Annotated in this window: 10 protein-coding genes; all 10 read right to left on the bottom strand. The window is 63.7% G+C overall.

What is annotated here, in order from left to right:
- Positions 1 to 39: 39 nt before the first annotated feature.
- On the bottom strand, positions 40 to 1,140 hold the full coding sequence (locus JOY50_RS23555) for an LLM class flavin-dependent oxidoreductase (RefSeq protein ID WP_132843227.1): 1,101 nt from the start codon (positions 1,138 to 1,140) through the stop codon (positions 40 to 42).
- Between the two features lie 27 nt (positions 1,141 to 1,167).
- Positions 1,168 to 2,502 carry an LLM class flavin-dependent oxidoreductase gene (locus tag JOY50_RS23550; RefSeq protein WP_243055964.1) on the bottom strand — a complete coding sequence of 445 codons (1,335 nt, stop codon included), beginning with the start codon at positions 2,500 to 2,502 and terminating at the stop codon, positions 1,168 to 1,170.
- Positions 2,503 to 2,835: 333 nt separating this feature from the next.
- Entirely contained in the window at positions 2,836 to 3,768 is a 933-nt protein-coding gene (locus JOY50_RS23545) for an RHS repeat-associated core domain-containing protein (protein ID WP_132843221.1), read from the bottom strand.
- Between the two features lie 88 nt (positions 3,769 to 3,856).
- On the bottom strand, positions 3,857 to 5,479 hold the full coding sequence (locus tag JOY50_RS23540) for an ABC transporter ATP-binding protein (RefSeq protein WP_243055962.1): 1,623 nt from the start codon (positions 5,477 to 5,479) through the stop codon (positions 3,857 to 3,859).
- Positions 5,476 to 6,366, bottom strand: a complete 891-nt coding sequence (locus JOY50_RS23535; protein WP_028612980.1) for an ABC transporter permease — start codon at positions 6,364 to 6,366, stop codon at positions 5,476 to 5,478. Before JOY50_RS23535 ends, JOY50_RS23540 begins: the two co-directional genes overlap by 4 nt.
- Positions 6,367 to 6,368: 2 nt before the next feature.
- Positions 6,369 to 7,319 (bottom strand): ABC transporter permease, encoded by a 951-nt coding sequence (locus JOY50_RS23530; RefSeq protein WP_243055961.1) that lies wholly within the window; start codon positions 7,317 to 7,319, stop codon positions 6,369 to 6,371.
- Positions 7,316 to 8,944, bottom strand: coding sequence for an ABC transporter substrate-binding protein (locus JOY50_RS23525; protein WP_243055959.1), 1,629 nt, complete (start codon positions 8,942 to 8,944; stop codon positions 7,316 to 7,318). The genes JOY50_RS23530 and JOY50_RS23525 overlap by 4 nt, the downstream gene beginning before the upstream one ends.
- Before the next feature lie 152 nt (positions 8,945 to 9,096).
- A complete protein-coding gene (locus tag JOY50_RS23520) occupies positions 9,097 to 9,891 on the bottom strand; it encodes a class II aldolase/adducin family protein (RefSeq protein ID WP_028612977.1) in 795 nt (264 codons plus the stop codon).
- 23 nt (positions 9,892 to 9,914) lie between these two features.
- Positions 9,915 to 10,859 carry a D-isomer specific 2-hydroxyacid dehydrogenase family protein gene (locus JOY50_RS23515; RefSeq protein ID WP_132843209.1) on the bottom strand — a complete coding sequence of 315 codons (945 nt, stop codon included), beginning with the start codon at positions 10,857 to 10,859 and terminating at the stop codon, positions 9,915 to 9,917.
- Positions 10,856 to 11,992, bottom strand: coding sequence for an acyl-CoA dehydrogenase family protein (locus JOY50_RS23510; RefSeq protein WP_132843206.1), 1,137 nt, complete (start codon positions 11,990 to 11,992; stop codon positions 10,856 to 10,858). Before JOY50_RS23510 ends, JOY50_RS23515 begins: the two co-directional genes overlap by 4 nt.
- Positions 11,993 to 12,248 lie beyond the last annotated feature (256 nt).

The raw sequence follows: 12,248 nt of genomic DNA, 5'->3' as shown, positions 1-12,248 counted from the left end.
TCGAACCGCCGCGAAGAGGCTGGTGCAGCGAATGGAGATCTAGGCTGTGCGAGCGCTGCGCCCAGCTTCACGCTGTTCAACCAGCGTACGGATCCGCGGGATCAGGTCCTGCCCGTACTCCACCGCATCGCGCAACTGGTCAAAGCCGCGGAACAGGAAGGTAGTAACCCCCAGCTCGTAGTAGGCCAGTGCGGCCTCGGCCACCTGGTCCGCAGTGCCTACCAGCGAGGTGGAGTTACCGGCACCGCCACCCAGCGCCGCAATCTCGGTCCACAGCCGGGTGTCATGCACCTTGCGCTGGCTTGCCAGCTGTACCAGGCGTTCGGAGCCGGTGTTGCTCTTGCCGAAGTTTTTCTCGCGGCGGTTGCCCTGACGGATGCCGATGCGTTCCTGGGCATCGGCCAGAATACGCTCGGCGCGGGCCCAGGCTTCGGCCTCGGTGCCACCCAGGATCGGTCGCAACGACAAGCTGAAGCGGATGTGTTTCTCGCGCCCATAGCGGGCGGCAGCCTTGCGCACCTTGGCGATGCGCTCGCGTACCTGCTCCAGCGGTTCGCCCCACATCATGTAGACGTCGGCGTGCTTGGCGGCGACTTCAACCGCGGCGTCTGACGCACCGGAGAAGTAGATGGGCAAATGCTGCACCGGTTTGACCAAGGTCAGGTTGTCTTCGACACGGTAGTGAGTGCCCTGGTGATCGAAGGGCTCCTGCCGGGTCCAGGTGTCGCGCAGTACCTGCAGGTATTCATCGGTACGGGCATAACGGGCATCCTTGTCGAGGAAGTCGCCATCGCGCTGCAGGTCGCCGCTGTCGCCGCCGGTGATGACGTTGATCGAGGCCCGGCCCCGGCTCAGCTGGTCAAGGGTGGCGAACTGGCGGGCAGCGAAAGTTGGCGCCTGGAAGCCCGGGCGGTGGGCGACCAGCAGGCCGATACGCTCGGTAAGCGCTGCCACGTAGCTGGCCAGGATCATCGAGTCCGGCGCACTGGTGTTGACTGCCAGCAATGCCTTGTCGAAGCCGGCATATTCCTGGGCCTGGGAGAAGGCCTTGATGAACTCCAGATCAACCAGCGGGCCACGTGGCGCCTGGGATTCGCTGCTTTCCTGCGGGCCGATGAGGCCGATGAATTCGAGGCTCATGGAACAAAACTCCTTGTCTGGGTGGGCTCAGGCAACCGCTGCCTGGCTGCGGCGCAGGGTGTTGCGGTTTTCTGGCACGCTGAGGCCGAAATTGCCGCGCAGGGTTTTACCGGTGTACTCACTGCGCACCAGGCCACGGGCGTGCAGCAGCGGCACCACGTGCTCGGTGAAGTACTGCAGGCCATCCGGTAGCAACGAGTTGATGATGAAACCGTCGGCAGCGTCGTTTTCGAACCAGTGCTGCAAGGCATCGGCAACCTGCTCCGGTGTGCCGACGAAGTCTCTGCGTGGGCGCGAGAAGCGCAGTGCCAGTTCGCGCAGGCTCAGGTTTTCATCACGGGCCAATTGTTTGAGCTGGTCCGAGGTGCCCTTGTGGCTGTCGTTGCCCAGGGTGCCGAGGTCGGGGAAGGGCGCATCCAGGTCATGCTGGCTGAAGTCGTAGTCGTTGAAGGGGCGACCCAGGGCAACCAGGGCATCCTCGATGCTCACCAGGTTGACGGCCTGCTGGTAGCGCTGCTCGACCTCCTCGGCGTTGCGGCCGACGATGGGGCGGATGCCGGGCAGGATGAACAGTGCGTCGGGGTCGCGGCCATGGCGCGCGGCACGCTGCTTGAGGTCCTGGTAATAGGCGTGAGCGTCGTCGAACGATTCCGGGCTGACAAAAATGGCGTCGGCGTTTTGCGCGGCGAAGTTGCGGCCGTCTTCCGACACCCCAGCCTGGAAGATCAGCGGCTGGCCCTGGGGTGAGCGCTGGATGTTCAGCGGGCCCTTGACTTTGAAGTACTCGCCCTGGTGGCCGAGGGTGTGCAGTTTGGCCGGGTCGAAGAACTGCCCGCTTTGCTTGTCGCGGGTAAAGGCGTCGTCTTCCCACGAGTCCCACAGCCCCTTGACCACATCCACATGCTCACGGGCAATCCGGTAACGCACGGCATGCGGCGGGTGTTCAGCCTTGCCGAAGTTGTCGGCGGTGCCGGAAAGCCAGGAGGTCACCACGTTCCAGCCTGCGCGCCCGCCGCTGATCAGGTCGAGCGAGGCGAATTGGCGTGCTACCTGGAACGGCTCGGTGTAGCTGACCGTAACCGTGGCCACCAGGCCGATGTGCTCGGTTACCGCAGCCAGCGCCGAAAGGATGGTCAACGGCTCGAAACGGTTGAGGTAGTGCGGGCTGGAGCGGGCGTGGATGTGCAGGCTGTCGGCGATGAAGGCGAAGTCGAACTTTGCCGCCTCGGCCAGCTTTGCCTGCTGTTTGTAGAAGCCGAAATTGACACTGGCATCGGCCAGCGCCTCTGGGTGGCGCCATTCGCCCCAGCCGTGGCCGACGCCATGGATCATGGCGCCCAGGCGGATCTGTCGTTTGCTCATCGGAATACCTGTGGGTTGTGTTGCAAATGGAATGGGGACAGCCATGCGTCACCTGGCCCGTGGGCGAAGATGAAGCAGGGGTGCGGGTGAGAGAGGTGGCATGCGTGCAAGGCTCCTGGGGTGGTCGTGGTAGACGGCCTCCGCCAGGAAAGGGGTCGGTCTGGAGTGACCTTAGCGGGTGTGGGGTGGGGTTGTGAAAGGCTTTGTGGTTCTATGCTAATATTATTTAATGGTATTAAAATCAATGCGATGATGCATAACCTGCATTTTAGGTTGCGTCAAATGCTATGGAATAACCCCGTTCATTGGGGGCGTTCTTAATGCTCTCTTCAATCATGCGCTTCGAAATTTTTTAGCGTCTTGTGGTGTGAATTCTACGAATGAGTAAGCCCGTGGGCGTTGTGGTGTTGTCTCCGCAATGCCTTCATAAGGTTCGGATAAAAGCCCGAAACTGAAGGTGCCAGGTTCTACGCCGTTTACCATCGTTGCGTCGCCGATGCCGGGAATAGCGCTCACCTTGACATTGTTCTGATTTGAGAATTTTTGCCCAAACGATTCGCCGTAGCCTCCTAGGCAAGTGGCAAAAATGACTTTCCTGTATTTCTGAAGATTTATATTTTTGCTCATTAGCCATGTGGCGAATTTAAATGGGCCCATGGCGACGTCGTCGATTAGTATTTTATTCTCGTTGCCATGAGTGTATATCAATAGCTTGGGCTTTTTAAAAAGACCAGGTTTGGATTCATAGACCCCAAAATTTTTATCGAATGCGTGAATTTTTCTCAAACCGTATTGGAACCGACGCATCTTGGTTCCATGGAGTATCGGAGCCGACGGCGCGTGACCGTCGAGATCAAGCAGATTAACCGGGTCGTTGCGAACATAGGTGTAGGCATTGATGCCCCCTTTAGCAAAAGGACTGAGGTTGTCAGGGCTCGAAAAACGCATACATTTTGTTGAAAGCCAACGGTATCCTGCGCCCAGACCGTACATGCCTGTCACAGCGTCGCAGTGCTCGCCGTTGAAGCCTACAGGCAGTTCCCCGGTCGCTTGGTTGAAGCCAAAAGGGGTGTAAGACAGTGAGTGCAGGACGTGGCCGCGAGCCTCCACGACGGAGGATTGCATTTTGTCTGAGGCAATTATACTAATAGAGGAGTGTGATCGGTATTGAATGGCGAGCGCCTGTCGGCTTTGATTGAATATTCGAGTAGTTCTGGAAGATTGAACCAAGGCAGTGGGTTTGCCAGACTGATAAAATATAAACATGAATAGAGCCTCCTGATTTCAATCTAGCTTGATGGGATGCCCACAGCCTTGCAACTGGCAAAAATATCAGGCTGTGGGGCGCTAGAACTCAAGCCGCAGCAGAGGCTGGGCGCCCAGGAATGGCAGCAATCAACTCCCGCGTATACTCGCTCGCCGGCCGCTCGAAAACCTGCTCGACCGCCCCGTGTTCCACCACTTGACCCTTGCGCAATACCAGCACCTGGTCGGCCATGCTCGCCACCACCGCCAGGTCATGCGATACCAGCACATAAGCCATGCCCAGCTCCCGTTGCAGCTCATCCAGCAGTGCCAGAATCTGTGCCTGCACCGACACATCCAGCGCACTCACCGGCTCATCGAGCAGTAACACTTCTGGCTCTAGCGCCAATGCCCGGGCAATCGCCACCCGTTGGCGCTGGCCGCCAGACAGTTCGCGGGGCAGGCGGTCAAGGTAATGAAGAGGCAGGTGCACGCGTTCGATCAGTTCGCGGGCCCGCTGCTCCAGTGCCGCGCCTTTGAGCAGGCCAAACGACACCAGCGGCTCGACGATGCTGTCGAACACCGTGAAACGCGGGTCGAGGGCGGCGAAGGGGTTTTGCTGCACCAGTTGCATGCGTCGGCGCAAGGGGCGGAACTGGCGCCAGCCGTGGCCCGTGACATCCTGTTGGTCGAACAGCACACGGCCCTGGCTGGGCGCTTCCAGGCCCAGGGCAATGCGCAGGGCAGTGCTCTTGCCCGAACCGGATTCACCGACGATGGCCAGCGTCTGCCCCGGGTGAACCTGCAAGTCCAGGCCCTGCAACGCGACAAAGCGGTTGTCCTGGCCTTTGACCTTGGGCAACTCGAACGTTTTTCCAACACCCTGCAGGCTGAGGATCGGCTTTGCGCCCGGCGCCAGTTGCCGGGGCTGGCGACGAGCGCTGAATGCCGGTGCGGCATTGAGCAGTGCGCGGGTGTATGGGTGCTGCGGTGCCTGCACGATCTGCGCGGGTGGGCCTTGCTCCATCAGTTCGCCTTGCTTCATCACCAGCAGGCGGTCGGCGCGGTCGGTGGCCATGCCCAGGTCGTGAGTAATGATCAGCAACGAGATGCCACGCTCGGCCACCAGCCGCTGCAAGTGATCGAGGATCTTGCGTTGCACGGTCACGTCCAGCGCGCTGGTGGGTTCGTCGGCGATGATCAGCCGTGGGTTCCCGGCCAGGGCGATGGCGATCAGCACCCGCTGGCGCATGCCGCCAGACAGCTCGTGCGGGTACTGGCGGGCGCGCACCGCCGGGTTGTCGAGGCCAACCTGGGCTAGTAACTCCAGCACATCGGCATCGACGCTGCGCGAGCGGCCGCCTTGGGCCAGCACTAGCGCCTCGCCGATCTGCTGGCCAATGCGCAGGGTGGGGTTGAGGCTGACCATCGGGTCTTGCGGCACCAGGCCGACGGTACGCCCACGTAGCTGGCGTTTCTGCCGTTCGCTGGCGCGCACCACATCCAGCCCGTCGACCCACAACTGGCCACTGTCGATGCGCGCCGTGCCCGGTAACAAGCCGAGCAGGGCGTTGGCCAAAGTCGACTTGCCCGAGCCTGACTCGCCGACAATGGCCACGGTTTCGCCCTGGGCCAGGGTGAAGGCAAGGTGCTTGACGGCCTGCGTAGCCTGGCCGGAGGCGTGATAACTGATGCTGAGGTCGCGTACCACAAGCAATGGCTGGTCGTTCATCGTGGGTGCTCCTCGAAGGTGCGGGCAAGGTGGTTGAGGCTGAATACCACGGCCACCACGAACAGGCCGGGCAGCAGCGACACCCAGGGGGCGGTGATCAGGAAGTGCCGGCCGTTGGCAATCAAGGTGCCCCATTCGGCCGCTGGCGGTGCTGCGCCAAAACCCAGGAAACTCAGGCCGGCCGTGGCCAGGATGGCGGCGCCGAAGTCTAGCGTGGCCAATACGGCCACCGGCCCCCAGGCATTGGGCAGCACATGCCGCAGCAAGGTGCGGCGCCAGCTGGCGCCACCCAGACGTGCGGCCTCGACATAGGGCAAGGTCTTGACCCGCAGCACTTCGCCGCGGGTGGTGCGGGCAAAGCCTGGGATGATGCCGACGCCCACGGCGATCGCCACCGGCACCGTGCCAAAACCGATGGCGGTGACAATGGCCAGGGCCAGCAGCAGGCCGGGGAGGGCCAGCAGCACATCGACCAGGCGCATGAGGGCGGCATCCAGGCGCCCGCCGGCAAACCCGGCGAGTACGCCCAGGCTCAACCCGCCTGCCAGGGCAATGCCAACCGCCAGCAATGCGGCCTGCACCGACAGGCTGGCGCCATAGACCACGCGGGTGTACAGGTCGCGGCCCAGCTCGTCGGTGCCGAACCAGTGGACGGCGTCAGGGGCCCGCAGCTTGTCGACGGGCGACGTGGCGTATGGGTCGAAGCTAGTCAGCCAGTGCGGCGCCAATGCCGCTAGCAGGGCGAACAGCACCACCACTAGCGCCAGGCTGAAGCCCGGGCGCGCCAGCAAAGGGGCGAGCGCCTGGCCGAGGCGCTGCAGGCGAGTGCGGCGCTTCCAGGTGGCTGGCGGGGCGGCGGCACGCAGGGGGTGAGTATCGGCGGTCATGGTCAGGTCACCTTCGTGGCGTGGGCGATGCGGGGGTCAAGGTACGGGTACAGCAGGTCGACGATCAGGTTCACCAACACGAAGGCCGCCGCCGACACCGCGACAATCGCCAGCACCACCGGGATGTCTTGGCGCAGTACGGCTTCCTGGGCCAGGCGGCCAACGCCATTGCGCGAGAAAATGGTCTCGACCAGCACCGCCCCGGACACCGTGTTACCCACCTGCAACCCGACCAGGGTAAGGATTGGCAGGGCTGCATTGCGCAGGCTGTGCCGCGCTTGAACCTGCGCACGGCTCAGGCCCTTGGCGAATGCGGTGGCGATGTACGGCTCCTGCCATACGCTTTGGAAGCCGCGCTGCAATACCTGGGCGTACACCGCAGCACTGGGGATGGCCAGGGTCACGGCCGGCAGCACCAGGCTGGCAAAGCCCTGGCTGCCAGTGGCCGGGAACCAGCCCAGGCCAAAGGCGAACACCTGGATCAGTAGCAGCCCCATCCAGAACACCGGTACCGAAAAACCCAGTGACGGCAAGCGCGACAGCGCCACCTTCAGCGGTTGCCATTGCAGGTAAGCGGTGAGGTAGGCCAGGCCGATGCCGCCAAGCAACGACAGCGCGATGGCAAAGCCGGCCAGGGCCAGGGTTTGCGGCAGGCGCTCGGCCAGCAGCGCGGTCACTGGGCGGTTCAGTGACAACGACTGGCCCAGGTCGCCGTGCAGAGCCCGCCACAGCAGGTCGAAGTACTGCTCGAAGATACCCTTGTCCAGCCCGTAGTAGGCACGGGCTTTGGCCAGGTCCTCGGCCGACAGGCCATCGGCTTCCATGCCCGATGCACTGAGCATGATCGCCAGGGTGTCACCGGGCAGCAGATAGAGGATGAAGTAGGTGATGGTGTAGGCGCCCCACAACACCAGCAGCGCCTGGCCGATGCGGCCGATCAGGTAGCGGTTCATGGCTGCGCGACCTGGATGTCACTGAGGAACGCAAAGCCTTCGGCGGTCCAGCGGAAGTCCTTGACCCTAGGTGCTGTGGCGGCTTGCCACACGCGTTCGTACAGCGGGAACGCCGAGGCTTCGTCAACCAGCAGGTCTTGCAGCTGGCCATAGGCCTGGGCGCGTTGGTCGTCGCGGGTGGCGGTAATGCCGTTGTCGAACAAGGTCTGCGCCTTGGCCAAGGTGTGTGGCTCGTAAGTATTGGTGGCCAAGGTGGCACTACTGGCGGCGCGTGGGTCGAGGATGGTCTGCAGGATGATCGGATCGGCGCGCGTCATGTAGGTGGAGGTGAGGTCGTAGTTGCCCGAGGCGTTGCCGGCCACCCATTCGGCACGGGTCAGCACGTTCAGCTTGAGGTCGATGCCGACCTTGCGCAGTTGGTCTTGCACCAGCACATCGCCGGCGCTTTCGGCGGGGGAGATGTTGTAGCGCAGGGTCAGGCGTTTGCCGTCCTTGTGCCGGTAGCCGTCGTCCCCCTTGCTCCAGCCTGCGGCATCCAGCAGGCGCTCGGCGCCCTGCGGGTCGTAGGCCAGCTTGTCGGCTTGGGGCTTGAAGTACGGCGTGGTCACGTCATACACCCCGGTCACCACCGGGAACTCGGCGTTGTATACGGTGTGGGCGTAGCTGGTGCGGTCGATGGCCTTCTGCAGGGCCAGGCGCACCTGGCGATCGCCCAGCAGGCGGTTGTTGCGGGTGTTGGGGTAGAGGTTGAGCGCCGGGCCTGGTAATGATCGGCTCTGGATGGTTGCGCCTTTTGCCTGGAACAGCTTCAGGTCAACTTCGGAAAACGGGTTGCGTGGCCAGAGGATGTCGGCCTTGCCTTGCAGGAACAGGCCGTTGCGCACGCTTTCTTCGGGGATGTAGCTGATTTCCACGCGGTCCAGGTGGGCGGCGCCGGGGTTTTTGACGTTGGCGGAGGCCCAGGCATAATCCGCCCGCTTGACCAGGCGTGCGCCTACTTCCGGGGTGTAGTGTTCGAGGATGAACGGGCCGGTGCCGATGATCTTGCCCAGCGAACGCTCCTGAGCAGTGAGCGCGTAGGAGGCCGGAGCGAGGATGGCCAGGTTGGTGGTGGACGTGGCCTGCAGGAAGCCGGCGTTGGGCCGCGACAGCACCAGGCGCACGGTGAACGGGTCGACCACTTCGGCATGGTCAAAACCGGCCAGGTAGGTGGCGCCGAACGTGGCAGGCAGTTGTGCCGCGAAAGCCTTGTTGCTGTCAAAGGCGGTTTTCACGGCTTGGGCGTCGAAGCGCTCGCCGTTGCTGAAGGAGACGTCCTGGCGCAGGTGGAAGGTGTACTGCAGCGCGTCGTCACTGACCTCCCAGCTGCTGGCCAGCCAAGGGATGATACGGCCTGTGGCCGGGTCCTGGTCGGTGAGTGATTCGGCGACGTTGCGCAGCAGTACGCGGTGCTCCAGCCAGTAGACCTGGAACGGGTCGACGCTGACCAGCGTGGTGTTGTCGCCCCAGAAGGCGATGTTCAGGGTTTTGCTGGTGGCATCTTCGCTGGAGGGGGAGCAGCCGGCGAGGGTCAAGGCCAGGGCGGCGCAGGCCAGCAGGCTTCGGGCCAGGTGAAGTGGAGGCATTGGGCGTTCCTTCAATGGGATATGAGGTGTTTGTTCGGGCCCTATCGCCGGCAAGCCAGCTCCCACAGGACCAGCACAGGCCTGAATCCGATGGAATTCCTGTGGGAGCTGGCTTGCCGGCGATAGGGCCGGTACAGGCCACAGCAAACCTGTCAGTCCTGGTAATCCAGCCCCTCCCGGTCCAGCTGCCGGATCAGCGCATCCCAGTGCCGCTGGATCCCTTCACCCAAACCATCGGAAAACCGCTTGGACTGCTCATGCACCTTGGCGATCGCCGCCGGCGCAGCATGCAGCAACTGGTCATTGCCGCCGGCCTGCGCCGCTACCTGGATGTTGCAGGCCCGCTCCAGCCCGTGCAGTTCACGGAAGGCATGCTCCACGCTGACACCCCCGGTCAGCAGGCCATGGTTGCGCAGGATGAGGATGTTGCTGTCGCCCAGGTTGGCCACCAGCCGCTGCTGCTCGTCCAGGTCCAGGGCGACGCCTTCGTAGTCGTGGTAGGCCACCCGGCTGTAATACGCCAGGGCGTGCTGCGAGATCGGCAGCAGGCCGTCGCGCTGCGCCGACACCGCCGCGCCATCGCGGGTGTGGGTGTGCAGCACGGCCTTGAGGTCATGCCGGGCGCGGTGGATCGCGCTGTGAATCACATAGCCCGCCTGGTTGATGCCCAGGCCCAGCGGGTCGTCGATGATGGTGCCGTCCACGTCCACCTTCACCAGGTTGGACGCGGTGATTTCGTCGAATAGCAGGCCGAAGGCATTGATCAGAAAGTGCTCGTCAGGCCCCGGCACGCGTGCCGAGAAGTGCGTGTAGATGTGGTCAGTCCAGCGGAACAGCGCGGCCAGGCGGTAGGCCGCCGCCAGTTTGACCCGCACCTCCCATTCTTCGGCGCTGACCCGTTGGCGTACGGTGTTTTCCTGGGCGATGACGACAGACAGTGCAGTCATGGTGTTCTCCAATAGGTGTGGGTTCAGTAGCCGCGCTGGGTGTCGATCAGGTTGTGCAGCGGTGCCTGTTCGCGGTAACGGGCGAAGTTGTCGAGGAATGCCTCGAGCAGCGCGGGGTAGCCGTCCTCGGAAATCGCCGAAGTGTGCGGCGACAGGAATACCCGAGGGTGGTGATAAAGCGGGTGGCCTGCTGGCAACGGTTCGGGTTCGGTGACATCGAGGCTGGCGCGGCCGATCAGCCCGTTGTCCAGGGCTTCGAGCAGGGCGCCCTGGTCCAGCAGCCCGCCACGGGCGATGTTGATCAGGTGCAGCCCGGGTTTGGCGTGGGCCAGCACCTGGCGGTCGATCAGGCCACGGGTGGCGGGGGTGAGCGGGGCGGCGATGACCAGGTGGTCGCTGCCGGCAAACAGCTGCTGCAGGTTGTCGACGCGCTGCACGCCCGGCACCTCGGCAATGGGTTGGCCTGGGCGGTTCAGCGCCAGTACCGGCATGCCCAGGGCGTTTGCCTTGCGTGCCAGGCTCTGGCCGATGCTGCCGAAACCGAAGATGCCCAAGGTGCGGCCACGCACGGGGGCCAGCGGGGTCAGGCGCCAGTCGGCGTCCTTGACCCACAGGCCCGGCAGCTGCTTGGCCGCGGCAAACACCAAGGCCAGGGCGAATTCGGCCACCTGCTCGGCATTGGCGCCGCGGCCACTCGTGACCGGCGGGCCCTGAAACACCCAGTCGGGGTAGAAGTCGATGCCCGAGGACACTACCTGCACCCAGCGCAACGACCACGGCCAGCCCGCTGGCGGGTTGTCCACGCGGTTACCGCGTACATTGACTGGGCGCACGATGAACACATCGGCTGGGACGTCCAGCTGCAACTGGCCCGGGGCGATATCGATCACCTCATGGTCGGGCAATCGGTCGCGCAGGTATTGGTTGGCCGGTGCGTCCAGCTGGCTGGCGATAATCGAGTGGCTCATGCCGCCACCTCCGCCAGGGCGGCACGGCCGACATGGCCGAGCACAACGTCATCCTGAGGCGTGTGGATGCGGCTGCACAGCACATCACGGTAGTGCCGCTCCAACGGGTTGCGCCGCGACAGGCCAGGATTGCCCGCAGCCTCGATGGCCAGTTCCACGGCCTGGATGGCGTTGCGGCTGACCAGGTGCTTGAGCTGCCCAGCGTGGCGCGGATCGACTTGCCCGGTCACGGCCGCGTTCAACAGGCTCTGGTTGGCGAACAGCAAGGTGTCGATACGCCCAACCACGTCCTGGAAACGTGGCAGGCTGGCCAGCGGTGCACCGAGGTTGGATGGCGCGCGCTGGTTCAGGAACTGCACCAGCCAGTCGCGTGCGGCCTGGGCCACCCCGTCGTACAGCGCAGGCAGCAACACTGCCATCCACAGCAGGCCGGTGCTGTCGAGCTCGGCGCGTGGTGCGCTGGCCGGGCTGACGCTGACGGCATGATCGAGCGGGATCAGCACCTCGTCGAACTGCACTTCATGGCTGCAGGTGGCGCGCATGCCCAGGTGGTCCCAGTCTTCGACGATACGGATGCCCGGGGTGTCCTTGTGCACCAGGAAGCCGCCCACCAGTGGGTCCTGGTCGTCGCTGCGGGCCCATACCAGGTACCAGGTCAGGCCGTGGCTGCCGGTGGAGTAGATCTTGCGCCCGGACAACCGCCAGCCCTCGGCGGTGCGCCGGGCGACGGTGGCCGGCAGGCCGCCGCGGGCGGGTGTGCCCAGTTCGGGTTCGACGCGAAACGCGTTGATCAGCGCGCCGTCGGCCACCGCGTCGCGGGCCACCTGCAGGCGCAGGTGCTCGGGCCAGCGGTCTTCGTCCTGCAGGCGAAAGTGCTGCAGGTACTGCATGACGAGGATCAGTGCGGTGGACGGGCAACCTTTGCCGACCGCAGCGATGACCTGGCGCGCACTGGCCAGGTCGGCGCCACTGCCGCCCAAGTCGCGGGGCACGGTCAAACCCAGCAGGCCGTGGCGGTGCAGCAGGTCGAAGTTGTCGGCGGGGAACCGGCCGCTGCGGTCGTAGCGTTCGGCGTTGGCGGCCAGGGCCTGGGTGAGTTCGGCAAGGGCGCTGGCGGAAGGGGGGTGACTCATGGGTATTCATCCCTGGAACACGGTGGGTTTCTAAGACCGTATTCGTATGGATGATCGCTGTAAAAGTCTTTTTGGTTCTATGCTAATTATTAACTGTAAGAATTACATGAGTATTTAGTTATGCGCGTTGGTTATTTTATTGTCAGTGAAATGCTTGGGCTGCTACGCAGCCCAATCGCGACGCAAGGCCGCTCCCACAGTGATCGCGCAATCTTTTAGATTTTGCTCAAGACAGTTGCTCTCACAAGGGATTGCG

Source organism: Pseudomonas sp. BP01, from assembly GCF_022760795.1.
GTDB lineage: Bacteria > Pseudomonadota > Gammaproteobacteria > Pseudomonadales > Pseudomonadaceae > Aquipseudomonas > Aquipseudomonas putida_Q.
Note: the sequence above shows the minus strand (reverse complement) of the source record. Positions and strands in the feature narration are given on the sequence as shown.

Coding starts and splice junctions, on each gene's coding strand:
- JOY50_RS23540 (WP_243055962.1), bottom strand. CDS start 5,479: ATGAACGACCAGCCATTGCTTGTGGTACGCGACCTCAGCATCAGTTAT.
- JOY50_RS23510 (WP_132843206.1), bottom strand. CDS start 11,992: ATGAGTCACCCCCCTTCCGCCAGCGCCCTTGCCGAACTCACCCAGGCC.
- JOY50_RS23530 (WP_243055961.1), bottom strand. CDS start 7,319: ATGAACCGCTACCTGATCGGCCGCATCGGCCAGGCGCTGCTGGTGTTG.
- JOY50_RS23520 (WP_028612977.1), bottom strand. CDS start 9,891: ATGACTGCACTGTCTGTCGTCATCGCCCAGGAAAACACCGTACGCCAA.
- JOY50_RS23515 (WP_132843209.1), bottom strand. CDS start 10,859: ATGAGCCACTCGATTATCGCCAGCCAGCTGGACGCACCGGCCAACCAA.
- JOY50_RS23555 (WP_132843227.1), bottom strand. CDS start 1,140: ATGAGCCTCGAATTCATCGGCCTCATCGGCCCGCAGGAAAGCAGCGAA.
- JOY50_RS23525 (WP_243055959.1), bottom strand. CDS start 8,944: ATGCCTCCACTTCACCTGGCCCGAAGCCTGCTGGCCTGCGCCGCCCTG.
- JOY50_RS23545 (WP_132843221.1), bottom strand. CDS start 3,768: ATGTTTATATTTTATCAGTCTGGCAAACCCACTGCCTTGGTTCAATCT.
- JOY50_RS23550 (WP_243055964.1), bottom strand. CDS start 2,502: ATGAGCAAACGACAGATCCGCCTGGGCGCCATGATCCATGGCGTCGGC.
- JOY50_RS23535 (WP_028612980.1), bottom strand. CDS start 6,366: ATGACCGCCGATACTCACCCCCTGCGTGCCGCCGCCCCGCCAGCCACC.